Below are 26570 nucleotides of genomic sequence, written 5' to 3' on the forward strand. Positions count from 1 at the left end.
CTTCAGCGCCGGGGGAACACGCACGTTCCCCCGGCGTCGCCCGGCCCGCGACCGAAAGGATGCGGCGCGGGGTCTCGGGCCGCGCGGTGTCTCAGGTTCCCGAGCCGTGGTTCGGGCGGGCCCGTACGTGCATCCGCTCGCCCTGGCGGCCGAAGAGGCTCAGCACCTCCACAGGGCCCTCGCCGGTGCTGCCGAACCAGTGCGGCAGCCGGGTCTCGAACTCGGCCACCTCGCCGGGGCCCAGCACCAGGTCGTGTTCGGCGAGGACGAGCCGCAGCCGGCCGGCGAGGACGTACAGCCACTCGTATCCCTCGTGGGTGCACAGCTCGGGTTCGCGCCGGGTCGTCGGCAGGATCATCTTGTAGCTCTGGATCGAGCCGGGCTGGCGGGTCAGCGGCAGCACCGTGTTGCCGTTCACCCGGTGCGGCTTGAGCCGTACCCGCGGATCGCCCACCTCCGGGGCGCCGACCAGTTCGTCGAGCGGCACCTGGTGCGCCTGCGCGATGGGCAGCAGTATTTCCAGGCTGGGGCGGCGCTGGCCCGCCTCCAGCCGTGACAGCGTGCTCTTGGAGATGCCGGTGGCCTCGGCCAGCGCGGCGAGCGTGACCCCGCGGAGGGTGCGCAGCCGCTTGAGCCGGGGGCCGACCTCGGCCAAGGCCTGGGCGATGGTCGGGGACTGGTCCACGGTGTCATTAGACCGAGCGCGTCCCCGAACTCGCAACGCGCGCTGCCGTTTTCGGACTCCGGTCACGCGTTCGGCCCAGTCCGGCTCACAGCCCGAGGGACCGGCCGATCAGCTCCTTCATCACCTCCGTGGTGCCGCCGTATATCGTCTGCACCCGCGCGTTGGCCCACTCCCTGGAGATCGGACTTTCCTTCAGATAACCGTATCCGCCGTGCAGTTGCAGACACCGGTTGGCGATGTCCATCTGTAGCTCGGTCGTCCACCACTTCGCCTTCGCGGCGTCCGTCACCGACAGCCGCCCCGCGTTGAGCTCGCCGATGCAGTGGTCCAAGTAGACCTGAGCCACGGTGAGTTCGGTGTCGATCGTGGCGAGCTGGAACCGGTTGTGCTGGAAAGTGCCGATGGCCTGGCCGAACGCCTCCCTGGTGCGCGCGTACTCCAGGGTGTCGGCGAGCATCCGCTCGGCCGCGCCCACCGCGACGGTCGCGATGCTCAGCCGCTCCCGCGGCAGCCCGGCCATCACATAGGCGAGCCCGGCGTTCTCCTTGCCGATCAGGTTCTCGGCCGGCACCCGGCAGTCGTCGAAGAACAGCTCGCAGGTGTCGCTGGCGTGCCAGCCGAGCTTCTCCATGCGCCGGCCACGGGTGAAGCCGGGGGCGCCGCGCTCCACGACCAGCAGGCTGATGCCCTGCGCGCCCCGCTCCGGCGCGGTCTTGGCGGCGACCAGGACGAGGTCGGAGTTCTCGCCGTTGGTGATGAAGGTCTTCTGGCCGTTCAGGACGTAGCCGCCCCCGTCGCGTACGGCGGTGGTGCGGATGTCGGCGACATTGGAGCCGGCGCCGGGTTCGCTCATCGCGATCGCCGCGATCAGCTCGCCGGAGCAGAGCCCGGGCAGCCAGCGGGCGCGCTGCTCCTCGGTGGTGCGGTCGGACAGGTACCCGGCGATGACGTCGTTGTGCGCGACGAACCCCGGTGCCGTGGCGCGGGCCCACATGATCTCCTGGGCGAAGACGGCCGGGTAGCGGAAGTCGCGCTCGCCGCCCCCGCCGTACTCGGGCGCCACGCCCATGCCGAGCAGACCGGCCTTCCCCGCCTTGAGCCACACCTCCCGGTCGACGATGCCGTCCCGTTCCCAGCGGGCGTGGTGGGGCACGACCTCCCGCGTCAGGAACTCCCGGCACGCGTCCCGGAACTGCTCGTGCTCCGTCTCGTACCGCCTGCGTGCCATGCGGTCACCTCTCCCCCGCGCCGGTGTGCTCGGCGATGGTCGTCAGGGTCTGCTTGGGGTTCTGTACGGCCGCGAAGTGGCCGCCGTCGATCTCCTCCCGGCGGACCGGGGCCGTGCTGTGCGCGGACCACGCCCAGACCTTCTCCGGCGGGGCGTACACGTCCTGTCGGGCGGCGATCAGGGTGAGCGGGAAGTCCACCCGCAGGCCGGCCGCCTCCCGCGCGAACTCGGCCCGTACGACGTCGTCCTCGCGCAGCATCCGCAGCAGGATGCGGCTCATCGTGGGGTCGGCCAGCACCGCGGGCGGGGTGCCTCCGTCGGCGGCGGTCCGGGCGAGCAGTTCCTCGTCACGGACCCCGGCGAGGAGTTCTCCGGGCCGCTGGAGCGGGGGCGGTACCGCTCCCGACAGTACGGCGCGTTCCGGTGCGGTGCCCACCTGGCGGGTCACGGCGGCGGCGACGGCCAGGCTGGTCGTGGCGCCGAAGCTGTGCCCGAAGGTCGCCCAGCGCATGCCGGGAGTGCGGGCCCGCTCGGCCAGCAGGTCGGCGACCACCTGCTCGGCCATGGCCCGGACCAGGGCGTTGAAGCCCTCGGCGCGGCGCTCGCGGCGGCGCGTGCCACGGCCCGGAGCGTCCACGCCCCGGACGCACAGGCGCGAGCCGGCGTGCTGCTGCCAGCCGCGGTAGACGAGCGAGGTCGCACCGGCGTGCGGAAAGCAGTAGAGCAGTAGCACGCTCACTCCTTCGTGCTCCGGGCCAGTTTCTCGGCCAGCATCAGGGTGGTCAGGTTGGTGGGCGCGCTGGGAATGGCCGGGAAGAGGGAGGCGTCGGCGATGCGCAGATGTTCGGTGCCGTGCACCCGGCCGTCCTGATCGGCGACGGCCCAGGGGTCGGTGGCGGGCCCCATCCGGCAGGAACCGGCCGCGTGCCAGCCGGGGTTCATGATGTGGCGCACGCCGCTGCGCACCACGCCGTCGGATGCGATCATCCGGTCGCTCCAGAACTGGGTCTGCACCAGCCGGCCGGACAGTCCGGGCGAGCGCAGGATGTCCCAGGCCCGGCGTACGCCGTGGCAGAGCCGGTCCACGTCCTCCGGGTCGCTGCCGAGGCCCAGTTCGATGACGGGCGCGGCCGCGGGGTCGGCGCTGTCGAGGAAGACCCGGCCGCGGGAGCGCGGGCGCAGCAGCATCACCGAGGTGCCCACGACCAGCGGCCAGCCGAGGCGGTCCACGAAGCCGGGGATGGTGTGGCTCTCCACGTTGTTGAGCAGCCCCACCTGGATGTCGGTGTCGTCGTCGAAGCCGCTGCTCATCCGGGCCGCGACCTGCCGCCAGGGCAGGCCGGGCGTGCACACCCCGTCGGCCGGCCGGGACCAGATGACGACCGAGGGGTGGTCCACGAGGCCGCGGCCCACGCCGGGCAGGTCGGCGACGGGGGTGATGCCGAGCGCGCGCAGCAGGGCCGCGGCGCCGACGCCGGAGCGCTGGAGGATGACGGGGGTGCCGATGGCGCCGGCGCTGAGCACGACGTGCCGGGCGCGGACGACGTCGCGCCGGCCGTCGCTCTCCGTCTCGACGCCGACGGCCCGGTTCTTCTCGAACAGCACCCGGATGACCCGGACGCCGGTGCGCAGGCGCAGGTCGGGCAGGTTGCGGGGGCCGGAGAGGAACGCGGTGGCGGCGTCCACGCGTTCGCCGTCGACGGTGTTGCCGGGGATCGCGCCGACCCCGGCCTCGGCGCCCGCGTTGAGGTCCGGCAGGGTGGCCACGCCCCGCCGGTTGCACTCCGCCCAGAACTCCGCGTCCAGTTCGTGCACCTGCTCGCGGGGGGTGCGGCGGACGGGCAGCGGGCCGCTGTCGCCGTGCAGCGGACCGGGGAAGTCGGCGTCGTCCTCGATGTCCTTGTAGAACGGCAGCACCTGCTCCCAGGACCAGTCGGGGTTGCCGTGCGCGGCCCAGGCGGCGAAGTCGCGGGGCAGACCGCGCAGGGCGATGGCGCCGTTGACGGCGGAGCCGCCGCCGACGACCTTGCCGAGCTGGTACGGGAAGCGTTCCCACAGGGCGCTGGCCCCGGCCCGGCCGGTGCCGGGGCCGGCGGCCGGGCCGGGCGCGCGGACCAGGTCCTCCAGGCGGCTGCTGGTGCGCAGGTTGGCCCGGTAGTCCCAGTTGTAGCCGGCGAGCACGAGCCGGCCGGCGTCGGCCAGCGGATGGGCGCGGTCGCGGGGGCGCGGTTGATCGGGGCCCGCCTCCAGCAGCAGCACGCTCCCGGAGCCGCGGGCGGCGAGCCGGGCGGCGGTGACGGCGCCGGCCGAGCCCGCGCCGACGATCACGTACTCCCACACGCGAGGCTCCGCGGCATGCGCACGGGTGCCGCTCACGCGGTCACCTCCTCGTCGGTGGCGATCAGTTCGGCGAACGAGGCGATGGAGGCGTTCATGAACAGGGCCTCGACCATCTCCTGCTCCGCCTCGGCGCCCATGCCGAACTCGGCGCGCAGCAGCGCGAGCAGACCGACGGCGTGCAGGGAGTCGCCGCCGATGTCGAAGAAGCCCTCTTCCACGCCGAAGTCGCCATGGCCGAGTTGCCGCGACCACAGGGCGAACAGCCGCTCCTCCCGCCGGCCGCGGGGTGCGGTGCGACCGGTCCCGGTCTCGGCGTCGTCGTTCCACGGCATGGGCAGCGCCTTGTGGTCGATCTTGCCGTTGGCGGTCAGGGGCAGGGTGTCCAGGGTGAGGAAGCGGCTGGGCACCATGTAGCCGGGCAGCAGGGCGGTCAGCGCCTCGCGCAGCGCGGCCGGGTCCGGGTCGGCGCCGGTCTCGGGCACCACGTACGCGGCGATCTGCCGCTGGCCGGTGCGGGCGTGGGCGGGCGCGGTGACCAGCGCGGTGCGCACGCCCGGCTGGCGCAGGAGGGCGGCCTCGATCTCGCCCAGCTCGACCCGGTAGCCGTTGATCTTCACCTGGAAGTCCTCGCGGCCCAGGATCTCGATGTCGCCGCCGGGCAGGTAGCGGCCGAGGTCGCCGGTGCGGTAGACGCGTTCCCCCGTGACGGGGTGGACGCCGAAGCGTTCGGCGGTGCGCTCGGGGTCGCCCAGGTACCCCTGGGCCACACCGGTGCCCCCGATGTAGATCTCGCCGGTGACGCCGACGGGCGACGGCTCCAGCCACTGGTTGAGGACATGCATGGTCTGGTTGGCGAGGGGCTTGCCGTAGGGGATGCTCGACCACTCGGCCCGTACGGTCTCGATGGGGTGGTGGATCGACCAGATCGACCCCTCGGTCGCGCCGCCCAGGCTGATCACGCGCATCGCGGGGATCTTCTCCCGGATGCGGTCGGGCAGGTCGACGGGTATCCAGTCGCCGCTGAGCAGGGCGAGGCGCAGGCGGCAGCCGCGCGGGGCGCCGCCGTCGCCGAGCGAGTCGATCCACATGCGCATCGGGGCGGGCACGCTGTTCCAGATGGTCACGCCGTAGCGGCCGAGCAACTGGGTCCAGTGCGCGATGTCGTTCGCGCGGGCCGGGTCGGGGACGACGACGGTGCCGCCGGCGCCGAGGACGCCGAAGAGGTCGTACACCGACAGGTCGAAACCGGTGGGGGCGAGGGCCAGTACCCGGTCGTCGGGGCCGACGCCGAAGCGGCGGTTGATGTCCTGCACGGTGTTGGCGGCGCCGCGGTGGCTGATCATCACGCCCTTGGGTTCGCCGGTGGAGCCCGAGGTGAAGATCACGTACGCCAGGTCGTCCGGGCTCCGGCGCCGCGCGGGCCGCTCCGTGGGGCACTCCAGGGTGGCCGCGTCCTGCGGGGTCAGCACCGTCACGTCCGCCGGCCAGCGCAGCGACTCGCGCAGGTCCGGCTCGGTGATCACGGCGCGCACCGAACATCGGGCCAGCAGCCGCAGCCGCCGTTCCTCGGGCAGCTCCGGGTCGATGGCCACGTAGGCGGCGCCGGCGTGCAGCACGCCGAGCAACGCGGAGTACTGGGCGGCGCCCGGTCGCATGGAGACGGCGACGATCTCGCCGGGTGCGGTGGCGGGGCCGGTGAGCAGCCGGTGGGCGAGGCGGTGGGCGTCGTCGGTGAGCCGGCGGTACGTGGTCTCGGTGCCGGGGGTGAGGACCGCGATGGCGTCGGGGCTGCGCCGGGCCGCGTCGGCGACCAGTTCGTGCAGCAGGGCCGGCGGGATGTCCGCGGCGGTGGCGTTGGCCAGCCTGCGCTCCTCGGCCTGTGCGGCCGGCAGCGGTACGAGTCCCCGCGTGGTGTTCCAGGCGGACGGGTCGTCCGTGAGCCGGTGCAGCAGCGTCAGGTACGCCTCGAACATGTCCTCCAGGGTGCCCTCGGGGAACAGGCCCTCGACGGCGTTGAAGTTGACGCTGAGGCGACCGTCGAGTTCGAGGATCTGGTTCTCCAGCCAGACCTGCGGGGTGCGGCTGTGGTCGTGGACCAGTTCCCCGAAGGACTCAAGAGCCCCGGCTCCGGGGGTCTTCCCGTCGCCGAGGGTGCTGGAGAAGACCACCGGCATGGAGGCGCGGCCGTCGTCCCGGCGCCGGGCCAGTTCGCGCAGCACGCGGATGCCGCCGTGCGTGGCGTGTGCGAGGTCGTCGAGGAGCCGCTCCTGGAGGTCGGCGGCCCGGCGCGCGAACGTCTCCTCGGGGCGTCCGCCGACGGCGAGCAGCCCCGGCGACAGGAAGTCGCCCAGGATCTCGTCGACCTGCGGGTGCACCGGCAGCCGGTGGAACTGGGTCACGGTCAGGGTGAATTCCTGCCGCCGCGACCAGGTCCGCAGCACCTCCGCGTACGCGGCGAGCAGCACACCCGAGGGGGTGAGCCCGTGCTCGCCGGCCGCCGCCCGCAGCGCCGCCCACCGCTCCGGGGCGAGCGTGGCGCGGTGTCGTACGAACCGGGGGGTGCCCAGTTGTTCGGGGGCGGTGGCCAGCGGCAGTTCGGGGGCCGGGGGGAGGGTGTCCAGGCGCTCGGTCCAGTACGCGGCGGCGGCCTGGCCGGTGCCGGACTCGCGCAGTTCCTCCTGGGCCAGCACGTAGTCACGGAACGAGAGTTCCAGCGGCCGCGGGCGCAGGCCGGGGTCGTCGTAGTGGCGGCGCCACTCCGCCAGCAGCCGGAAGAGGCTGGGCATGTCGAGGAACAGCAGGTCGACGGCGAGGTGCAGCCGCACCCGGCCGCCGTCCAGGAGCGTGGCCCGGACGTCGAGCTGCGGAGCCCGGTCGGCGGGGAGCACCTGGCCGGTCAACTCGGCGCGGACGTGCTCCAGTTCGTCGCGCTGTTCGCCCTCCGGGCGGCCGCGCAGGTCCGTGGTGCGCACGAGGTGCGGCGCCGGTTCGGGCGCGGGGAGGATCCGCTGGGTCCGGTCGGGGCCGGCGACGGTGCGCAGCGCGTCGTGCCGGGCGACGACCTTGTGCAGGGCCGCGGTCAGCCGGTCCACGTCGAGGCCGGGACAGTCGAACTCCAGGTAGTACTGGCTGGAGATGCCGCCGAGTTCCAGGCCGCCGAGCCGGCCGATCAGATAGGCCTGCTGGATGTCGGTGAGCGGGAAGGGTTCGTGGCGCTGTTCCGGCCGCGGCTTGAGTTCCGGCGTGTCCCGGTCCGGGCCGCGGTGGCCGGTCCGGGTACGCAGTTCCGCGAAGAGATCCTCCATCGGTGTCCGCCCCTTTTCGTCGGTTGCCTGATCGGCCTTCGAATGCGTGGCGAAGGGGACGTTAGGCAACGGCCGCATTCGGTCTCAATACGGTGCGACCGTAGGGACGGCCGAAGGATTTGGCCGGTGCTGGACCGCCGCTGGACCGCCGCCGGATTCTCCCCGGCATTTGCGTGCACGCCGTTGACCGGGGGCGGGACGGCGGCGACATCATCGGGGCATGGAAATCCAATACTCCCCGGCGGCAACCGGGAAACGCATACTCGTCGGGGCCACCGGCTCGATTGCGGTGACCGGGCTTCCCGCGTATATCCAGGCGATGCGCCGGCACATCGAGGGCAGTACGTTCACGGTACTGCTGACCCACACCGCGGCCTCCTTCGTGTCCCCCGAGAGTCTCGCCCTGTTCGCCGAGCGGGTGGTGAGCGGGGAGTCCCCGGCACACTGGCCGACGGACAAGCCGTCACGGCTCGCCGCGGAGCACGATGTGCTGGCCGTGCTGCCGGCCACCGCCCACACCCTGGCCTCGGCGGCGGTCGGCGCGGCGCCGAACCGGCTGTTGACCGTGGCGCTCTCGGTGGACTGTCCCGTCGTCTACTTCCCGGTGATGGGCGCGAAGATGTGGCGCAAGCCGGCGGTGCGGCGCAACATCGCGCAGCTGCGGGAGGACGGCGCGCTCGTCAACGAGCCGGAGTGGCACGACGGTTACGACCCGGCCACCGGAACTGCGAGCCACCACCCGGGGCTGCCGTCGCCGGAGTCGGTGGCGAAGGTGATCGGGGACCTCCTGGTGACCGGCCGGCCCTGCTGATACGCGTGGTGCCCCGCCTCCCGTTTCCGGGGCGCGGGGCACCAGGCGTTTCGTACGGCGGCCGGGCGGGACGGGCGGGTGGCCCCGGCGTCCCGCTCGGCGGCGGTCAGGAGACGATGGCCGTGGCCTCGATCTCGATGAGGAAGTCGGGTTCGGCGAGGGTGGCGACGCCGACGAGGGTGGTGGGCCGGACGACGTCGACGCCCAGCTTGGCGGCGGCCCGTTCGGCGCCCGCGCCGACCTGCTCCCACTTGGGCAGCGACCAGTCCACGACGTACATGGTCAGGCGGAGCACGTCGTCGAAGGTGGCGCCGGCCGCGGCCAGTCCGGTGGCGATGTTGAGGTAGACCTGCTCGGTCTGGGCCGCGAGGTCGCCCATGCCCACCGGCTTGCCGTCGGCGGTGCGCGGGGTCTGGCCGCTGAGGAACACCACCCGGCTGCCGGTGCCCACGGCCAGTTGCCGCCAGCCGTAGGGCTCGGGGAGGCCGGGCGGGTCGATCGCCTCGACTGCCATTGCGTTGTCCTTTCTCGACGGCCGTGCGGGCGGGTGAGGGAAACCGGTCCGCCCGCACGGCGGTGCAGGGTTCGGGGTGCGGGATCAGGCGCGCGGGGTCAAGGTGAGCAGGGGGCGGGGCCGCCCGTGGTGGGTCAGCTGTACTCGCGGCAGGTGGCGTAGTACTTGCGCAGGACGCTGACCAGCTCCGGGTCGAAGCGGGACGCGAAAAGCAGTTCGGCGGGCGGGGTGAACTCGGGGTCGAGTCCGTTCGCCCAGGCGAGGGTGCCGGGCCGCAGGTCCATCTCGATCCACTGGTGCCACTCGACGGGGATCGTCCAGTCCTGCTCGTAGCCGATGCCCATCTGGTGGTCGATGAGGACGTCCACGATCTCCTCACGGGTCCCGGTCCGCAGCGGCTGCCGTACGGGGGCGAACCGCGCCACATCGGGCCGCGTCTCCTCGCCGAGGACGCGCGCCGCGAAGTCCTGGGCCAGCAGCGGGGACAGGTGCAGGCCGTCCCGGTAGGTGCCGGTCATGACCGACAGGCCGCGCATGCCGCCGTCGCCGAGCAGGGGGAAACCGTCCATGGACACCGGGCGGTTGCCGACCTGCACCTTGGTGACATCGCTGTTCCAGAGGTTGCGGCGGACCTGGCGGTGGGCGCACTGGAGGAGGAAGACCAGGTCGCGCATCTCGGCGGTGTCACGGGGGTCGGCCGAGATGACGTTGGTGGCGCCGACGTAGACGTGCCCGTCGCCGCGCGGGACGACGTGCAGGCCGCAGGCGAAGGAGCGGTTCGGTGTGCGGACGACGCTGTCGGGGGTGCTGCCGTCCACGGTCCTGATCAGGGCGGACACCCCGTAGCCGCTGACCAGGCGGGGGATGCGGGGGCCGACGGGCAGGCTGTCCAGGAGTTCCTGGGTGCGGGCACCGGCGGCCAGCGTGACATGGCCGGCCGCGATCCGCCGGCCGTCGGCCAGTACGACCCCGGTGACATGGTCGCCCCGGTACTCGACGCGGGCGGCGAACTCGGGTACGAGGGTGCCGCCGGCCTGGACGACGGCCGCCTCCAGGCGCTCCAGGAGGGCGGCGGAGTCGACCGCGTGCTCGCCGGGTATGTGGAAGGCCTTCAGCGGGCGGGAGATCGGCTCGGCGTCCACCCAGTCGAGGTCGGCGGGCTCGACGTCCTCGAACGGCTCGGAGTAGCGGGTGAGTTCGGCGCGGATGGCGCGGTAGTTGGCGTCGTCGATCTCGGCGGTGCCGATGGTGTTGAGGACGACGGTGGTGCCCTGCGCGGTCTGGACGGGGGCGCCCTCGGTCCGCTCCTCCAGCTCCGCCAGCCACTGCGGCCACAGGGCGCGGGCCGCGATGCCGAGTTCCAGCTTGGCCCGGCCGTGCTCGCTGGCCAACAGGGAGGTGGTGACCTCGCCGAAACAGCCGAGCATGGCGCCGGCCGCGGTGGAGCCGGCCCAGGGGCGGCCCGGCCGACCGAGCACGGCGACCCGTTGTCCGCGGCGGGCGAGGACCCAGGCGAGCGACAGACCGAGGACTCCGTTGCCGGCGATGACCACGTCGAAACTGCCGCCGTCTGCCTTTCCGTTGGCGTTCATCACATTCCAATCTTCCAGGGCGCTGTCGTATCGCCCGGATCGAGACGAAGCGAATCGATTACGTCGGAACTGAACTGATGGTGCGGTCGGTTTCGCGCCGGGTTCTCCTCCCGGCCGGGCGGTGCGCGGTCAGCGGCGCAGGAATTCGTACATCGTGAAGTCCATGTCCACCATTCCGCGTTCGTCGGTGTGGGCCTTCACCGCCGGGGAATCAGGGAAATCAGCGGCCTGGAGTCCGACGGTTTCGCTGCGGTACCGATGGCCCTCGAATCCGGCGTCGGCGGCGGCCCGCAGCATCTTCCGCGGGTTGCCCATCGCCTCGCTGGTGCCGAGATAGACGCGCCCCCCGGCGGAGAGGTGGGGGACCACGTCCCGGAAGAACCGGCGCACCAGCTCGTAGCCGGGGTCGAAGACCGCCCGCTCGATCCGGCCGCCGTAGGCGCGGTCCTCGGGCGCCTCGATGAACGGGGTGTTCCAGAAGACGAGGTCCAGCACCTCGGCCGGGTCCAGGGCGTCGAACAGGTCGCTGTGCAGGGCCGTCACCCGGTCGGACACGCCGTGCCGCGCGGCGTTGCGGCGGGTGTTCTCCACCGCCGCCGGGTTGACGTCCAGCGCCAGTACCCGCTCGGCGCCCTGCTGTGCGGCGAGCACTGCGGCGACCCCGGCGCCGCAGCCCATCTCCAGGAAGCGGCCGCCCTTCTCGTACGGCACCCAGGAGGCGAACAGGCCGGGGCCCGGATCAGTGAACGGCGGGAACACCTCGGGCAGCAGTTCCCAGTCCCGGTCCAGCAGCGAGAACTCCGTCCGCGCCGGGCGGTCCGGGTCCTGGATCTGCGACACGACCCAGGTGCCGAGTTCGTATCCGAGTTCGTTGTCCATGCGAACCTCCTTGGGAAGAGCCGTGGCGCAGCGCGTCGCGGACGTGCTGCGCCACGGCTCTCGACGGTGGGATGTGCGGGACGGACGCGGGACCGCCGGGCTGCGGACGGCGACGGGTCGGCCGCCGGGTGGATCAGCCGTCGGCCGGCGGGGAGTCGCCGGTGCGGCCGCGCGCCATGGTCCGGTCGGCCAGGACGACCGGGACGGTGAGGACGGCGAGCCCGGCGCCGAGCCAGGGGATGGCCGTCAGTCCGGCGCCGGCGCCCAGTGCCACACCGGCGAGGAGCGGCACCAGGCTGATGCCGAGCTGGAACATGGAGACGGCGGTGGCGCCGGCGAGGGTGGGCGCCCCGGCCGCGACCGTGAATACCCGTCCGTAGATGGCCGGGTTGAGCACGAACCCCGCGACGCCGAGGATCAGCACCAGCGGGACGACGGCCACCGCGTGGTGGGCGAACAGCGCGAGCAGCACGGAGGCGACCAGGATGCCGGCCGCGCCGATCAGCAGCGCGTGATGGGGGCGCCCGTCGGAGATCCGGCCGCCGATGGACAGCCCGACGAAGGCACCGACACCGAACAGGACGAGGACCGCGGGCACCCACACCGAGTGGATCCCGGTGATGTCGGTGAGGAAGGCCGCGAGGTAGTTGTACGAGATCATGTACGCGGCGGTGCTCAGCAGGGTCGCGGCGTACACCACCCACAGCTGTGGCTGCTTCATGGTGCGCAGCTCCCGCGGCACGCTGGGCTCCTGCGCGGCGCGGGTGGCGGGCACCGCGGCGACCGTGGAGAGCGCGCCGGCCGCGGTGAGGGCGACGACCGCCCAGAAGCCGCCCTGCCAGGAGGTGAAGTGGCTCAGCAGCGCCCCGGCCGGGCCGCCGGCCACCATCGCCACGCTGAGCCCGCTGACCACCACGCCCGAGGCGCGGGCGGTGCGGTCGGGGGTGACGAGACTGATCGCGGTGACCGCGGCGACCGCCCAGAACCCCGCGTAGGCGAGACCGCACAGGAAGCGGGTGATCAGCAGCACCGTGAAGTTGTCGCTGACCAGGCCGATCGCCACCAGGACGGCGAAGAGGGCCTGCGAGACCACCAGGGTGGTGCGGCGCGGCCAGCGCAGGGTCAGGACGGCCAGCGGCGGTCCGCCGAGCACCACGCCGATGGCGAACGCCGAGATCAGCGCGCCCGCCTCGGACAGGGAGATGTCGAGGTCGTCGGCGATGTCCGGCAGCACACCGGCGAGCAGGAACTCGGCGCTGCCCATGGCGAACAGGCTGAACGCGAGAAGGTAGACCCCGAGCGGAAGCCGGGCGGTGGCCTTGCCGTCGGCCGCCCGGAGCTGTTCGGTCTGGGCGCTCATCGGCGGCCACCCCCGGTCTGCTCGGGACCGGTCGGCGCGGTGTCGCGGCGCGCCGGCCCAGTGGTCATACGCATGGGCGAACTCCTTGTTCGGGTTGTCCGGGCAGGCGGATCGGGGCGCATGGCGCGGTGCCACGGGCGAGGGGAGCCACGGCCGCGTGCTGAGCCGTGCCCCGGCGATCCGCGTGTTCGTGGTGATCACCACTGGTGCCCATGCTGGGACCGGGCGTGGCCGGCGGACAACATTTGTTGCCGATACCGGGACGCCGCCGGGCGGCCGGTCAGTCGTCGCCGGGTACGGCCTCGCCCCAGCCCCACGTCTTGATGGTGGTACGGCGGCCGGGTCCGGCACCCGGCTGGGAGTTGGCCATGGCGCGACGCGAGCCGAACTCGATGTAGCCGATGAACGCCGAGCGGAACTCCGCGTCCTGCGGCAGTCCCACCACGTCCATGGCCTGCCTCATCAGTTCCACCCAGCGCTCCCGCTGGGCGGGCTGGATGGCCCGGTTGCGGTGCCGGGACACCATGTGCCGGTAGCCGCCGTGGTGGCGGGTGTAGTCCGCCGGGCCGCCGAGCACCTCGCCGAGGAAGGTGGCGACGTGCTGGGGATGGTCGTCCGACATCCCGGCGAAGATCGGGGCGAGCAGGTCGTCCTTGCGGACGCGGGAGTAGAACTCCTCGGTGAGCCGGCTCAGCGCCTCGGCGCCGCCGATCCACTCGTAGAGGGTGGGGACCTGGTCGGTCACGATGTCGCCTTCCGCTGGTCGGGGTCTTCCGTGGGGGTGGGTGGCGCGCTGGTCAGGCCGCGTACAGGTCGAAGGTCGGCGTCGGCCTGCCGCCCTGGGCGAGGACGTCCAGCCGGGGATCGACCGCGAGGATCGCCTCGTGCAGCCGCTGGAGCTGCGGCGAGGGCTCCAGGCCCAGTTCGTCCACCAGCCGGCGGCGCAGGGCGCGGTAGAGCTCCAGTGCCGAGGACTGCCGTCCCGAGCGGTAGAACGCGACCATGGCCTGTGCGTGCAGCCGTTCATTCTTGGGGTGACGAATCGTCAGTTCCACCAGATCGGGGATGAGTTCGCTGTGCCGGCCGAGCCGGAGTCCGGCGTCGACGCAGCGTTCGGTCGCGAGCAGCCGGGCCTCTTCGAGGCGGGCCGCCTGGACGCGCAGCGCCTCACCGGCGGGCACGTCGACCAGAGCCGGGCCCCGCCAGAGCGCCAGCGCCTCGCGCAGCAGCCGTGCGGTCCGCTCCCCCTCGCCGTCCGCGAAGGCGGCGTGGCCCGCCCGCGCCGCCCGCTGGAACGCGAAGGCGTCGACGTCCTCCTCCGCGATCCGCAGCAGGTAGCTCCCGTGCCCGGTGGCCAGCAGTCGCCGGGCGCGATGCGGACCGTCCGGCCGGCCCGGTCCGCCGAGCGCGGCGGCCAGGGCGCGGCGCAGCCGCAGGATGTACGTCTGGACGGTGCTGTGCGCGGTGCGCGGCGGCCGGGAGCCCCACAGCTCCTCGATGAGGCCGCTCACCGGCACGGGCCGCCCCGGATGGAGGGCGAGGAGCGCCAGGATCTGCCGCTCCTTTCCCGCCGCCGGGGTGACCGCGGTTCCGTCGGCCACTGCGTGCAGGGGGCCCAGAACCTGAATCTTCACGAGTCCTCCGTAACATCACCGTGAAGTGCCCGGTTTCAGCAATTCCGTGTGGCGGTGGCCACGGAAGGAACCTAGGAGTGCGGGACCGGGGGCCTCAATACGGTGGCACCGTAGGGATGACCGAAGAATCTGGGCCGTACCGCACACGGGCATACCGATGTCCCATCGGGGGGCCGGGCGGTCCGCGGAGGTGTTTCCCGGAAAAGGGCGGGGGGCGCGCCGCGGAAGGTGCTACCGAATCCGGGCATGCCGAAGGGCGCGTTCTCCTTCCGCGCGCGAGAGGGAAAGAGAACGCGCTCCCCGCCGAATACGGCGCCTGGTGAATGGCGCCGGCTCATCCGGCGGCGGCCGCGGTCGGGGCGGCGGCCGGGGTCGGGGCGGCGGCCACGGTCAGGGCGGCGCCCGGTGGATCGTTCAGGTGCGGCGGCCCGTGCACAGGCGGGCGGTGTGCACGGTGACCGCCGTGAGGTAGAAGGCGTCGGGCCGCCACAGGATGCCGGTGCAGGCGTCGCCGTCCACGAGTTGTTCCACGGTCAGCCGGTCGGCGAGGTCCAGCCGGTCGCCGATCTCGGCGAGCAGCCGGGTCAGCCGGGCGCGCAGGTATCCGCGTGCGGCCGGCCCCAGCGGGGCGGGGAAGTCGATCAGGAAGGTGCGGGTACCGGCGGGCACGAGCCCGGCCGCGGCCAGCAGGCGCGGCCAGTCCTCGACCACGGACGTCGCGCCGGACAGCCGGGCCCGCCGCTCGGCGAAACGGTCCTCCAGCGCCGCGTCCAGCCGCGCCTGCACACCGGGCCGGCCGATGCCTATGTCACGGGGCAGGAAGCGGGGCGCGAGGCCGCGTTCGCAGATGGCGAGCAGCCCGCCGGGGCGCAGGGCGGACGCCAGGCTGGTCACCGCCGCCTGCTGGTCGCCCAGGTGGCGGCAGACGTTGCCGGTCCAGATCAGGTCGGCCGGACCCAGTGCGCCGAACTCCTCGGGCCGTTCGGCCCGCCGTGTGCTCAGCCGGCCGGTCAGCCCGAGTTCCGCGGCCCTGGCCCTGGCCCGGACCAGTTGCGACGGCGACCGGTCCACGGCGACGACCTGCGCCCGCGGGAAGACGCGGGCCAGTTCGCAGGAGGCCGCTCCCGGCCCGCTGCCCACGTCCAGCACCCGGCGGACCGCCGACACGCGGTCCGCGGGCACGAGCAGGTCCCGCAGCCAGCCGGCCGCCTCCGCCAGGAAGCCGGAGCACAGTTCCGCCTCCAGCTCCGCCTCCGTCTCCGGTTCCGGCCCGGCGGCGAGGGCATCGCCGCCGACATCCTCGGTGTGGTGTGTGGTCATACGGTCACCTCCGGCGGCCAGCATGAGCATGCCGGGCGGGCCGGGCAAATGTTGTTGCCGTTTCCGGAACGCGGCGAGCACCGGCCGGTCAGCGGAGTGCCGCGAGCCCGGCCCGCCGCACCGCCTCCGGCCGCAGCAGGTCACGGGGGAAGGTGTCCAGCAGTTTCCAGCCGGCCGTGAGCGGGAAGTAGTGCCCGCCGGGGAAGGTGTGCGTGCGCAGCGAACCGCGGGTGCACCGGTGCCACCCGGCCGGGCCGGCGGCGACGCTGCGGTCGTCCCGCCCGGTCATGACGGTGACGGGGCAGTGCACGACATGGCGCGGATCGCGCCGGTACGACTCCAGGACGGCACGGTCCGCGCGCAGCGCGGCGAGCACCCGGCCCGCCCGCCGGGGGTCGTGGGCGCCCGGCGGTATCCGGCCGCACTCGCCGAGCCGGCGCAGCATCTCCGCGTCCGGCAGCCCGCCGACCGGCCGCTCGGGCGCCGCGCGGTGCGGCAGCCCGGCGCCCGAGACGTAGAGCCGTTCGGCCACGGCGTCGTGCTCCCATTCCAGGCGGGCGGCGATCTCGTACGCGAGGAGCGCGCCGACCCCGTGCCCGTACAGCGCGAACGGCCGGTCGCGCATGCGGACCACGTACGGCAGGACCTCGGCCAGCAACTGCTCCATCCGGAAGCAGGGGCGGGTGCGCGGATGGCGCCCGCGGCCGGGCAGTTCCACGGGGGTGACGACCACCGAGGGGCCGAGCGCCTGGCGCCAGGGCAGGTAGACACCCGCCGACACGCCCTCGAAAGGCAGGCAGAACAGGCGCACCGAGCAGTCGCTCATCCGTCACTCACCGGCCCGCAGGGGCGCGGCGGCACTCCGCGTCCCGAGCCGCGGTACGGGCCACGGGGTGCCGCCGCGCAGCAGTACGCCGTACTCGTCGGCGGCCTCGGCCAGCAGGCGCAGCGCGGTCCCGCGGTCCAGCAGCCCGCGGGTGTACCGCCAGGCGAAGGTCCAGGAAGCGTCGGTGCGCCGGATGAGGGTGGCGCGCATCGACGGCCCTTCGTCACGGGCGAGTCCGGCGGCGGCCTCCTCGGACAACTGCTCGGCGAGCCGCGCCTCCTGCACGGCGGGGCGGGTGGCCCGCCAGTCCACGACGCGGAGCGGGAACCGGGAGCCGGGCAGGGCCCCGCGCAGCACCGGCGAGGCCGCCAGCACGGACTGCCAGGCCTGCTCGTAGACGTACGGCAGGATGCCGGTCAGGGAGAGGACGAACTGCTCGGTACGACCGCCGCCGAGGTGCTGACTGATCGCGGACACGTGGGCATCGCTCCTTCCACCGGGTTTCCGCCAATAGGACGGAGGAATGGGACGGGACGCGCGGTGGCCGCTTTCCGTCGGTGGATCACCGGTCACCGGCTCTGAGCCGTGCCGACCGTACTCGTGCGGTACCCGTGGACATCAATACGGTGAGACCGAAGCACTGGCCGAAGAAACACGCTCCGGAACCTACCGGGCAACTGGCTGTACAAATGTGACGGGTACTCGTGCTAGCGTCGGAGGCATCAGCGGTGTACGCCGTTTCACCGGTGTCCAGGGGGAGCCGTGGGGGGATTATCGGACGCACTTCCCGCGCCCTTTGGCGAAATCCTTCCTACGATGGCCGGGACCGCTCCGTCATGACCGGAAAAGGTGCCTGAAGGCGCTGATTCCGGCCTGTTTCACGAACTCCGGCTTTTGAGCCCCCATTCCGTTTCCTCGTCACCCAGGTCATGCACTGTTCAGGCAGGAGGTGTGGGCCCGGTGCCCCGGGAACTGTTCGGCAAGAGCGAAGAAGCGAAGATCATCGTCGAGTTGCTCGACTCCGCCAGGACCGGCACGGGAGCGGCCGCGCTGGTGGAAGGGATCATCGGAACCGGCAAGACCACGCTCCTGCGCTGGGCCGAGACGTACGCCCGTGAGCAGGGCATGGCCATGCTGTCCGCCACCGCGTCCCCGGCCGAGCAGCGCTTTCCCCTCGGCGTCGTGCACCAGCTCCTCGGGGCGCTGCCCGAGACCTCGGGCATGTGGGAGCGGGCCTTCGCGCGGTGCGGCGCGTCCGACAGCGCCGCGGACCCGGCCGGCCCCGGCTACCCGCTGCTCGCGGAGCTGTGCGCGTGTCTGGGCCGGGCCGCCCGGCGCACCCCGATCCTGCTGACGGTCGACTGCGTCCAGTACGCCGACCTCCAGTCCCTGCTGTGGCTGGGGTTCCTGACCCGCCGTCTGGAGAACCTGCCGGTGGCCCTGCTCGCCACGAAGCGCTGCGGTGAACCGGCGTGCGACCAGCATCTGCTGGTCGAGTTCATGGAGGGGGTCCGTCCCGACCGGCACATCCATCTGCACGACCTCAGCCCCAGCGCCGCCTTCGATCTCGCCGCCGCGCTCTGCGGCCACGGCCAGGAATCCGTGGGCGCCCTGATCGCGGAGAGCGGCGGCAACCCGTATCTGCTGACCGAGCAGATACGCACCGTTCCCGCGCTCTCCGCCGCCCCGCGCCGTGCCACCGCGGACCAGCATCCGCCCGGCCACCCGCCGGCGGACCCGCCGGAGCAGCGGACGCGGCTGGAGGCGGTGAAGGAGCGCATCCTGTGCCTGCTGCGGCGACTCGACCCGCACGGCGTGCAGGTCGCCCGCGCGGCCAGCATCCTGGGCGCGCCGATGGACGCGGCCCTGCTCGGCGCCCTGTGCGGCATACCCACGGAGCACGCCTGCCGATGTCTGGGCAGGCTGACCGAGTCGGGGCTGCTGCACCCGCACGACCTGAGGTTCCGCCACCCCCTGCTCGCCCAACTGCTCTACCAGGACATCCCGTGCGCCGAGCGCGGCGAGCTGCACCGGCTCGCCGCGCATTGTCTTAGACTGCGCGGCGCGCCCGGCGAGGACATCGCCACCCATCTGCTGCGCTCGCACCGCCTGGACGAGCCCTGGATGACCCGGCTCCTGCTGGACAGCGCCCGCGGCATGGCCGGCACCGACCCGGCGGGCGCCCGGCGGCTGATCGAGAAGGCCGTCCTGCACGGACTGCCGCCGGAACTGGCCGCGTGCGCCGAGGACTTGCGCGTCCAGGTGCTCACCCGGCTCGATCTGCCCGCGGCCGCGGGCGCGCTGGTGACACGCGCCACCGCCGCCGGGCCCGCCGAGCGCGGCCGGCAGGCGCTGGAACTCGCCCACATCCTGCTACGTCTCGACGAACTCCCGCGCGCCCGGCATGTGTTGGAGGACGCCCAACGGGAGATCGGCGGCGGCGATCCGGCGGCGACCGCGCGGCTGCGCCGGGGGCTCACCCATATCCGGCTGCTCGACGGGAGCTACCGGCCCGGTGAGGGGGGCGAGAGCCGGCTGGAGCGGGTGCTGCTGCTCCGTACCGCGCGCGGCGACTCGGCGCCCGCGGTACGGCGGATCGCCCAGCGCGTCCTGTCCGTGCCGCGCGCCCCGTACGGCTCCCCCACCTGGTACCACGCGCTGCTCGCCCTGCTGTGGGCGGGCGAGGTGGACGACGCCCGGCAGGGGGTGGACACCGAGGTGCGGCTCGCGCGCGCCGAGGGCGATGTGCCCCGCGGCGCCGAAGCGCTGGCCGTGCGCGGCCTGGTGCAGTTGCACCGCGGGCATCTGGCCGAGGCCGGGGACGACTCCCGCGAGGCACTGGAGCTGCTGTCCCGGATCGGCGCCGACGGGTACCACACCGGGGCGCTCGCCCGCAGTGTGCTCATCGAGGTGGCCCTGGAGAAGGACGACATCGCCGGTGCCCGCGCCCTCCTTGACGAGGCGCCGCCGCTGCCCGAGGACCGGCCGGTGACCTGGTGGCGGCTGCATCTGCTGCACAGCACCGGGCGGGCGCTGGGGCGGCTCGGCGAGGCCCGGCGCGGGCTCGACCTGATCGCCCGGTGCGCGGCGGAGCTCGAACGCCGGGGGGTGGTCAACCCGGCAGTCCTGCCCTGGCGTTCGTCCCGGTCCGCGCTCCTGCTGGCCCTCGGGGACGCGGCGGGGGCCCGCCGTACCGCCCGCGAGGAGGCGGAGCTGGCCGGTCGCTGGGGGGCGCCCTTCGCGCTGGGCCGGGCGCTGGTCGCCCAGGCCGCGGCGGGCTCGGGACGGGAGGCGCTCCAGCTCGCCGGCCGGGCCGTGGAACTCCTCGAACCCGCCCCGGCGCCGCTGCTGTTCGCGCACGCCCTGTCCGCGGCCGGCACCGCCCACCGGCGCGCCGGCAACACCGGACGCGCCCGCGAGCTGCTGCACCGCGCCAACGAGGTCGGCATCTCGCTGGGCGCCGAGGGCCTGGTCGCGGCGGTGCAACGGGAGTTGCGGGGCGCGGGCGGCCGGCCGGACCCGCGCAAGGACTCCACGGAGTCGCTGCTGACGCCCACCGAACGGCAGGTCGCCGAGCTGGCCTCACGCGGGCTGAGCAATCGCGGCATCGCACAGCTGCTGAAGGTGAGCCTGCGCAATGTCGAATCCCATCTCACCCACTCCTACCGCAAGTTGCGGATCAGCGGGCGGCACGAACTGACCAAGTTCTTTCCGCCGGACGAGGAGCCCGCCCCGGCCCCGGTACGTCTGCGCCCGCACCGGGCCACGCTCACCCCGCTGCCGCGCTTGCGGACGGGCTGACGCGGGGCGGGTGCCCGGTTCGGGTCACCCGTGGAACCGGCGTGCCGCGTCCCCTTGGTCAGGCCGCCAGCAGCTGGTACATGCAGCACCAGCTCGACCTGGTCGTCGCCGCCTGTCCGGGCGTCGAACCGGGCGCAGGGGTCTGTCGAACTCTTCAACGACGAGACGTCACGTCTTCATGACCCCGGGCCCGTGTCAGGCTGCACTCCGCGATCCGCCGGGCAGCGCCTAGAGCGGCTCGCGCCACCAGGGTCCGGTGGGGGTGCCGAGGAAGGCTCGGGTGAGGATCTTCTCGTCCAGCGACGCCACCAGGAAGCGTAGTTCGCGGGCGCTTTTGGCGGGCAGGGCGTGCAGGGCTTCTTCCAAGTGGTCGCGGTAGTAGGGCACATCGCAGCAGCCGAGGTTGCCGCAGCCCGGAGCGGTCAGGGTGGTGGTGAGCCGGCGGAGGGGGGCGTGGGCCAGGGACTGCCAGTGCCGGAAGGCCTCGGTCGTGGCTCCGGGCCAGTAGCGGGCGTGGTCGAGGCGGCGGAGGGCGGCCAGGCAGGAGCCGGACAGGTGGTCGATGGAGGGGTGGCGGCGCCGGGCGCGGACAGGGAGTGCGGCGCGCAGGGCCGAGGGGCGCCTACGCGGCACTTCCCTTTCGGTCGTCGTCGGTCATGGAGGGCAAGGTACTCACCTGTGGCTCCGGCGACCAGCGGATATTCCAGGGGATCCAGATCGCGGTCGCGGTGACCGCGAGCGCCGAGGCGGCGACCACCGCCATGCCCAGGGTGAGGCCGCCCGCCGTCGCCACGAAGCCGATCAGCGCGGGGCCGGCCAAGAGGCCCACGGTGCCCATGGCAGCGACCAACGACAGTGCGTCGGAACCCCGTTCGGCGGCGGCGACGTACACGCACGGGGTGATGGCGGCCGCGCCGAGGCCGACGCAGGCGAAGCCGAGGAGCGTCGCGGGCACCCCGCCGGTCAGCAGCGCGAGCCCCAGTCCGACGGCGGCCAGCGCGCTGCCCGCGCGCACCACCGGGCCGTCGCCCCAGCGGTCGCGCCAGCGGTCGGCGCACGCGCGGGCCAGCAGCATCGTCGCGGAGACCACCGCGATACCCAGCGGGGCGACGGTCGAGGACGCCTTGACGGTGTCCTTCAGGTAGAGGGTCGACCAGTCGTTCATCGCCCCCTCGGTGATGGTGCCGAAGGTCATGGCGCAGCCCATGAGGAGGGTCAGGCCGGAGGGGAGGGTCCAGTGCCGGGCGCGCCGCTTCTCCGGCGTCGCGTCCGGCGCGGGCGCGTCGGGGAGCAGACCGCGGCGGGCGCACACCAGCAACAGCAGCAACACCGCGCCCGCGACGGTGAAATGGGCCGGGACGGACTGGGTCAGGCTGGTGACCCCGGAGGTCAGCAGGGCCGCCGTGAGCAGGCCCGCGCTGAAGGTGGCGTGCAGCTGGGACATGGCCGTACGGTCGTACGTCGACTCCAGCGCGGCGCCCTGCGCGTTCATGGCCACGTTGAGGCAGCCGACGGCGACCCCGTCGGCGCAGACCGCGAGGAGCGCCAGGGGGTAGTTCGGTACGACCGACAGCGCGGCCAGTACGACGATCAGGGCCAGCGCCGAGGCGAGCGACAGGGTGCGTGCGCCCAGGCGCCGCATCAGCACCGCGACCAGCGGGAACGCGGCCGCCGCGCCCGCGCCGCAGGCCATCAGGAGGAGGCCCACTTCCCCGGCTCCCAGATCGAGGCGGGTCTTCAGCGCGGGGAGGCGGGAGACCCAGGTGCCGTACTGGAAGCCGAGGAAGCAGAACAGGGCCGCGATCGACCACTTGGCGCGGGTGAAGGAGGGGGTGGGCATCAGGGCGTCCTCAGCGCTTCGCGGAACAGGCGGGCCGACATGTAGAGGGCGTCGGCGCCGTAGGCCGACGGGACGGGGGTCTCGGGGTGGGGTGCGTAGCCTTGCGCCCGCCAGAAGGTCTCCTTGCCGGCCACGGCGACGAGGGAGACGGTCTCGAAGCCGCGGGCCCGTGCCGTCTCGGTCACATGGCGGACCAGGCGGGTGCCCAGTCCCCGGCGGCGCAGCGGGGCGCTGATCACCAGGTCGTGCAGGTGGAGGTTGGTGGTGTCGTGGCGGGTGTGCTCGGGGCGGCTCGGGTCGGGGCAGTGCGCGCGGGGGTAGGGCAACGTGAGGGCGTAGCCCGCGAGTTGGCCGTGCAGGGTGAGCGCGAAGCAGGTGGCGGGCGAGGCGGCGGCGCGGGAGCGCAGCAGGTGTTCGCCCTCGGCGAGGGAGAGGTGGGCGTACGCCTCGTGTTCCAGGGCGGCCAGGGCGGGCCAGTCGGGGGCCGCGATCTCCCGGATGTGCAGCGGGTCGTTCATGTCAGGGCCGTTCGTGTGCTGAGGAGTCGGGTGCGCGGACGCAGACGCAGGGCAGCGGGGCGAAGCCGTTGAAGCCGCCGGTGGTGTAACTCGTGGCGTAGGCTCCGGCGGAGAGGATCCACACCGGGTCGCCGGAGGTGACGGAGCGGGGGACGCGGACCGGGTGCAGGCCCGCCCCGTAGGCGTCGTCGCTGTCGCAGGTGGGCCCGGCGACGATCGCCGGCACCGTCTCCCCCGCGTCCGTCCGGCCGGGGAAGACCATGTGGTGGGTCAACTGGTCCATCTCGTAGAGGCCGTTGAACTTGCCGCAGCTGAGGTAGAGCCAGTGCGCGTCCTCGCCGTCCGGACCGCGGCGGCGGGTGAGGCGGGTGACATGGGCGCGGACGGCGCCGTGGTCGGCGACGAGGTGGCGGCCCGGTTCCATGACGAAGGTGACGGGGGCGAGGGCGCGGAGTCGGTCCATGCCCTCGCGGAGCACGGCGAAGATCTTGTCGAGGGGCGGCGCGAGGGGGTTGCCGTGGCGGTCCTGGTAGCCGAGCGCGGGCAGTCCGCCGCCGAGGTTGATGTGGTCCGGTACGATCCCCCGCCCGACCAGCGCCGTCAGCGTGTCGGCGAGCAGGTCGAGGGCCGCCTGCCAGCCCTCGGCGGTCATCTGCTGGGAGCCGACGTGGACGGACAGACCGGCGGGGGTGAGGCCGGCGGCGCGGGCCGTGTCCAGGACGCGTACGGCGTCCTCGGGGGCGCAGCCGAACTTGCGGTTCAGGCCCCACAGGGCGCCCTCCCCGCTGGTGGCGAGGCGGCAGAACACACGGGCGCCGGGGGCGTGCCGGGCGATGGCGGTGACGTCCTCGACGCTGTCGGTGGCGAAGGTGCGGATGCCCTGGCGGTGGGCGTCGGCGATGTCGTGGTCGGACTTGATGGTGTTGCCGTAGTGGACGCGGCTCGGGTGGACGCCGGTGCGCAGAGCCTGGGCGATCTCGGCGGGACTCGCGGCGTCGAAGCCGGCGCCGCGGGCGGCGAGACAGTGCAGGACGTCGTCGACCGGGCATGCCTTGAGGGCGAAGCGGACGTCGGTGCCGGGGAGTTCGGAGAGGAGGGAGTCGTATTGGGCGGCGATGCCGGTGAGGTCGTAGATGATGCGGTCGGTGTCGGCGCAGGAGAGGGCGGTGGCGAGTGCGTCTGTCGTGCCGGGAGCCGCCGTCGGGCGGGTGTGGGTCCGGTGGGGCTGGGCGTGCGGTTGCCCGCGCCTGTCGGGGGCGGCGTTCACGGGCGGGTCGCTTCGATCAGTGCGGGCCAGGCATCGATCAGGTCCGCGTAGGACGTCATGTCCGCGGCGGCCTCGGTCAGCAACTGGTCGCGTTCGTCGCGTATCCGGTCGGCGAATTCCGCGTACCTTCCGCCCAGTTTCCGGTACGACGTGTCCAGGCGGTCCAGGCGCCAGAGGTTCTCGGCGGGGTCCAGGGTGGTGCTCTCGCGGAGGAACGCGGCGATCAGGTCGGGGCGTATCCGGTCCTCCGCGTCCAGGAGGGCGGCACCGGTCGCGGTCATGCGGTCGTAGACAGGGTGGAAGTAGCGCATCGACAGCAGGAACTTCACGAAGCGGCGCTGGTAGGCGGGGAAGCCGGTGGGGGTGCGGCGTTCGGGGGTGTGGAAGTTCTCGATGTGCCGGTTGTGGAGGATGCCGGGCAGGGCGGCGTCGTGGACCAGGTGGAGGAGGAAGTAGTCGCTGCCGATGGTGTCGGTGGCGGGCGGCAGCGGGACGCGTTCGTAGACCGATCGGTCGAAGGCGACGTTGCACATGTCGACGCGCATGGGGTCGACCAGGGTGAGGATCGAGCGGTCGCCGGTGAACGGGGTGGTGCCCGCGCCGGTGAAGGACTCGGTGACCAGGTCCCGTTTGCGCTCCTCCGGCCAGTCGACGGGCGCCCAGAGGCCGACCACGTCGTGGTAGACGGCCGGGTCGAGACGGCGTATCTCGCCTATGTCCACGGAGAGTTCGCCGATGAAGGACGCGCCGGCCAGGGACACCGGACGGTGGGCATGGGCCGGGGCGAGGTCGGTGGGCAGGCCGGCGGCGGTGGCCTCGGCGGCGGGGCGGCCCAGCCAGGGCAGCTCGTGGTGGATGGGGAACACCGGTTGTCCGGCGTGGAGTTGGTAGGTGCTGTCGGAGTCCCTGCGGTGCACCGAACGGCAGCCGAGCGCGGCGGCGAACAGGAAGGCCCGGTTGGTACAGGCGCCGTAGGAGACGGCGGGCGGGAGGAGGAGGTCGAGGAGGCCGGAGGGCAGGTTCGCGACCTCGATCAACTCCCGCAACCGGGCCCGCTGTTGCTGCTCGTCCATGTGGTGGACGGTCACGCCGGGGACCTCGGGGAGGGTGGCGAGGACCCGGAGGTGGTCGGCGCGGGTGCGGTCGTCGGCGGAGTCCAGGATCAGGAGGTGGACGTCCGTGCCGAAGTGCCCGACGGCGTAGGCGGCCTCTTCGTGCAGGGCGGTGATCGTCGCGGGGCAGGCGCGGTTGGTGGGCAGGCAGAGGCAGATGGGGGTCACTCGGCGTCGCCTCCCCCGGTCCAGGAGTCCAGACCGAGCAACTTGCGGCCCAGGAAATCCAGTTCGGCCGTGCCGTAGCGCTCCGCCTCGGGGTGGCGGGCGTCGCCGAGGAGGGTGGCGTTCCAGTCGGGGGTGGCCAGGGTGCGCCAGGAGTGCACGCGGGAGTCGCGCAGGGTGGTGTGCTCCTCCAGGGCGGGCATCATCGACAGGTACTGGACGGCCCGGACCCCGCGCTCGGAGTGGTTGGGGGCGACGCCGTGGGCGAGCAGCCCGTTGAAGATGAGCAGGTCACCGGCCTGGAGGTCGGGGCGGACCACCGGGAACTCGGCGCGGTCGGCGTTCGGGCGGATCGGGTCGCGGCCGGGTGGCTGTGTGAGGCGCCATTCCTCGAAGCGGCGGAAGAGTTCGGGGGCGCACTGGAAACCGCCGAGTTCGGGGCGGGTGTCGTTCAGCGCGATGATGCCCTGCACGCGCTGGGGCAGCACGGCGAGGGTGGTGTCCACGTCCCAGTGCAGGTCGATGTCGAAGCCCTCGGTGGTGGGTTCGATCAGCGAGCGGGAACGGGTGCCGGTGTTGGGCGGGTTGAGGTTGAGGCGGTCGAGGGTGACCCACAGCTCCTCGCAGTCCCAGACGTCCACGAAGGCGTCGTAGACGCGCTGGTTCTGGCGGCTGTTCCACAGGAGCTGGTGGTGGTACGCCTCCACGAAGCCGTAGATGAACAGGTGCTGGTCGAGTTCGGAGCGGAACTCGGGCTGTGCGTACCAGGTTTCCGGGCGGTCGGGGTCCAGGCCCTGGAACTCCCAGGTGAAGTCGAGGAGTTGCTTGGCCTCGCCGGGGGTGATCGCCTCGCGGACGACGACATAGCCGTACGTCTGCCAGAAGGCGAAGTCCTCGGCCGAGAGCACCCTCAGCGGGCGGGACTTCTCGATGTCGCGCAGCGGGGTCGGGGCGAGGTAGGTCTCGCCGTCGGCACTGAAGTAAGGGCGGTCGGAAGCCGCGCGGTGGAGGTAGGGGGCGGGTGTCTGCATGCGAGCACTCCGGGGGTACGGATGTGGGTGGCGGTGAGACATTTGCCGGTGGCATACGCCAGGCGCGGAGATGTTCGGGCGGGCGGGGTGGCCGCCGCGCGGAGGGCGGGTGAGGTGGGAGGCGGGTGTGGCGGGGGCGCTGAGGGGGGCGGGTGCGGCCGGGTGGCGGGTGCGGGTGCGTGGGGCCTGGTCGCGCCCGCGCGTCGGAGCCGCATGTCGAGCACGGCCCCGCTCCCCTTCGGGGGCACGGATACGCGCAAAATCCCGGCGAACGGCGAAGGCCCACGCCCCCGCGGACCCGCCCAAGCCGGAGTACGACAGGCCCCCCGACCTGTCGTACTC

At 73.2% G+C, this 26570-nt stretch carries 22 protein-coding genes; 2 read left to right on the plus strand and 20 right to left on the minus strand.

What is annotated here, in order from left to right; translation table 11 throughout:
* Positions 1–91: 91 nt before the first annotated feature.
* The 5 genes from ACE4Q9_RS07695 to ACE4Q9_RS07715 all read right to left on the minus strand — a co-directional run bounded on the left by ACE4Q9_RS07695 (position 92) and on the right by ACE4Q9_RS07715 (position 7558).
* Entirely contained in the window at positions 92–685 is a 594-nt protein-coding gene (locus ACE4Q9_RS07695; protein WP_397983480.1) for a helix-turn-helix domain-containing protein, read from the minus strand.
* An 85-nt stretch (positions 686–770) separates the two neighbouring features.
* The gene (locus tag ACE4Q9_RS07700) at positions 771–1913 is read right to left on the minus strand and encodes an acyl-CoA dehydrogenase family protein (RefSeq protein WP_397983481.1); all 1143 of its coding nucleotides are present in this window, start codon (positions 1911–1913) and stop codon (positions 771–773) included.
* A gap of 4 nt (positions 1914–1917) precedes the next feature.
* The gene (locus ACE4Q9_RS07705; protein WP_397983482.1) at positions 1918–2646 is read right to left on the minus strand and encodes a thioesterase II family protein; all 729 of its coding nucleotides are present in this window, start codon (positions 2644–2646) and stop codon (positions 1918–1920) included.
* 2 nt (positions 2647–2648) lie between these two features.
* The gene (locus ACE4Q9_RS07710; RefSeq protein WP_397983483.1) at positions 2649–4289 is read right to left on the minus strand and encodes a GMC family oxidoreductase; all 1641 of its coding nucleotides are present in this window, start codon (positions 4287–4289) and stop codon (positions 2649–2651) included.
* Positions 4286–7558 (minus strand): amino acid adenylation domain-containing protein, encoded by a 3273-nt coding sequence (locus ACE4Q9_RS07715; RefSeq protein ID WP_397983484.1) that lies wholly within the window; start codon positions 7556–7558, stop codon positions 4286–4288. The genes ACE4Q9_RS07710 and ACE4Q9_RS07715 overlap by 4 nt, the downstream gene beginning before the upstream one ends.
* 220 nt (positions 7559–7778) lie before the next feature.
* Between ACE4Q9_RS07715 and ACE4Q9_RS07720 the strand changes: the two genes are divergently transcribed.
* Entirely contained in the window at positions 7779–8369 is a 591-nt protein-coding gene (locus ACE4Q9_RS07720; RefSeq protein ID WP_397983485.1) for a flavoprotein, read from the plus strand.
* 106 nt (positions 8370–8475) lie between these two features.
* Here the strand turns inward: ACE4Q9_RS07720 and ACE4Q9_RS07725 are convergent, their stop codons facing one another.
* The 9 genes from ACE4Q9_RS07725 to ACE4Q9_RS07765 all read right to left on the minus strand — a co-directional run bounded on the left by ACE4Q9_RS07725 (position 8476) and on the right by ACE4Q9_RS07765 (position 16971).
* The gene (locus ACE4Q9_RS07725; RefSeq protein ID WP_397983486.1) at positions 8476–8883 is read right to left on the minus strand and encodes a RidA family protein; all 408 of its coding nucleotides are present in this window, start codon (positions 8881–8883) and stop codon (positions 8476–8478) included.
* 134 nt (positions 8884–9017) lie between these two features.
* Positions 9018–10475 carry an NAD(P)/FAD-dependent oxidoreductase gene (locus tag ACE4Q9_RS07730; protein ID WP_397983487.1) on the minus strand — a complete coding sequence of 486 codons (1458 nt, stop codon included), beginning with the start codon at positions 10473–10475 and terminating at the stop codon, positions 9018–9020.
* 129 nt (positions 10476–10604) lie between these two features.
* On the minus strand, positions 10605–11354 hold the full coding sequence (locus tag ACE4Q9_RS07735; protein ID WP_397983488.1) for a methyltransferase: 750 nt from the start codon (positions 11352–11354) through the stop codon (positions 10605–10607).
* Between the two features lie 133 nt (positions 11355–11487).
* Positions 11488–12714, minus strand: a complete 1227-nt coding sequence (locus tag ACE4Q9_RS07740; protein WP_397983489.1) for a Cmx/CmrA family chloramphenicol efflux MFS transporter — start codon at positions 12712–12714, stop codon at positions 11488–11490.
* A 280-nt stretch (positions 12715–12994) separates the two neighbouring features.
* Complete coding sequence (locus ACE4Q9_RS07745; protein ID WP_397983490.1) at positions 12995–13459, minus strand: group II truncated hemoglobin; 465 nt, start codon at positions 13457–13459, stop codon at positions 12995–12997.
* Positions 13460–13511: 52 nt separating this feature from the next.
* A complete protein-coding gene (locus tag ACE4Q9_RS07750; RefSeq protein ID WP_397983491.1) occupies positions 13512–14348 on the minus strand; it encodes a BTAD domain-containing putative transcriptional regulator in 837 nt (278 codons plus the stop codon).
* A gap of 414 nt (positions 14349–14762) precedes the next feature.
* Positions 14763–15668: a class I SAM-dependent methyltransferase gene (locus ACE4Q9_RS07755; protein WP_397983492.1), complete on the minus strand. Its 906-nt coding sequence runs from the start codon at positions 15666–15668 to the stop codon at positions 14763–14765.
* 88 nt (positions 15669–15756) lie between these two features.
* Positions 15757–16494: a thioesterase II family protein gene (locus ACE4Q9_RS07760; protein ID WP_397983493.1), complete on the minus strand. Its 738-nt coding sequence runs from the start codon at positions 16492–16494 to the stop codon at positions 15757–15759.
* 3 nt (positions 16495–16497) lie between these two features.
* Complete coding sequence (locus tag ACE4Q9_RS07765; protein WP_397983494.1) at positions 16498–16971, minus strand: hypothetical protein; 474 nt, start codon at positions 16969–16971, stop codon at positions 16498–16500.
* 483 nt (positions 16972–17454) lie between these two features.
* Here ACE4Q9_RS07765 and ACE4Q9_RS07770 point away from each other — a divergent pair, with 483 nt between their 5' ends.
* Entirely contained in the window at positions 17455–20295 is a 2841-nt protein-coding gene (locus tag ACE4Q9_RS07770) for a BREX system ATP-binding domain-containing protein (protein ID WP_397983495.1), read from the plus strand.
* Between the two features lie 228 nt (positions 20296–20523).
* Here the strand turns inward: ACE4Q9_RS07770 and ACE4Q9_RS07775 are convergent, their stop codons facing one another.
* The 6 genes from ACE4Q9_RS07775 to ACE4Q9_RS07800 form a co-directional block, all read right to left on the minus strand.
* Positions 20524–20928, minus strand: a complete 405-nt coding sequence (locus tag ACE4Q9_RS07775) for a hypothetical protein (protein WP_397983496.1) — start codon at positions 20926–20928, stop codon at positions 20524–20526.
* Positions 20918–22249 (minus strand): MFS transporter, encoded by a 1332-nt coding sequence (locus ACE4Q9_RS07780; RefSeq protein WP_397987150.1) that lies wholly within the window; start codon positions 22247–22249, stop codon positions 20918–20920. The genes ACE4Q9_RS07775 and ACE4Q9_RS07780 overlap by 11 nt, the downstream gene beginning before the upstream one ends.
* Positions 22135–22653 carry a GNAT family N-acetyltransferase gene (locus tag ACE4Q9_RS07785; protein WP_397983497.1) on the minus strand — a complete coding sequence of 173 codons (519 nt, stop codon included), beginning with the start codon at positions 22651–22653 and terminating at the stop codon, positions 22135–22137. Before ACE4Q9_RS07785 ends, ACE4Q9_RS07780 begins: the two co-directional genes overlap by 115 nt.
* A 1-nt stretch (position 22654) precedes the next feature.
* Entirely contained in the window at positions 22655–23791 is a 1137-nt protein-coding gene (locus tag ACE4Q9_RS07790; protein ID WP_397987151.1) for a type III PLP-dependent enzyme, read from the minus strand.
* A gap of 125 nt (positions 23792–23916) precedes the next feature.
* Positions 23917–25200, minus strand: a complete 1284-nt coding sequence (locus tag ACE4Q9_RS07795; RefSeq protein ID WP_397983498.1) for a DUF6271 family protein — start codon at positions 25198–25200, stop codon at positions 23917–23919.
* Entirely contained in the window at positions 25197–26228 is a 1032-nt protein-coding gene (locus ACE4Q9_RS07800) for a phytanoyl-CoA dioxygenase family protein (protein WP_397983499.1), read from the minus strand. The genes ACE4Q9_RS07795 and ACE4Q9_RS07800 overlap by 4 nt, the downstream gene beginning before the upstream one ends.
* Between the last annotated feature and the right edge of the window lie 342 nt (positions 26229–26570).

The sequence above is a fragment of the Streptomyces sp. AM6-12 genome (assembly GCF_044327085.1).
In the GTDB taxonomy this organism is placed as follows: domain Bacteria; phylum Actinomycetota; class Actinomycetes; order Streptomycetales; family Streptomycetaceae; genus Streptomyces.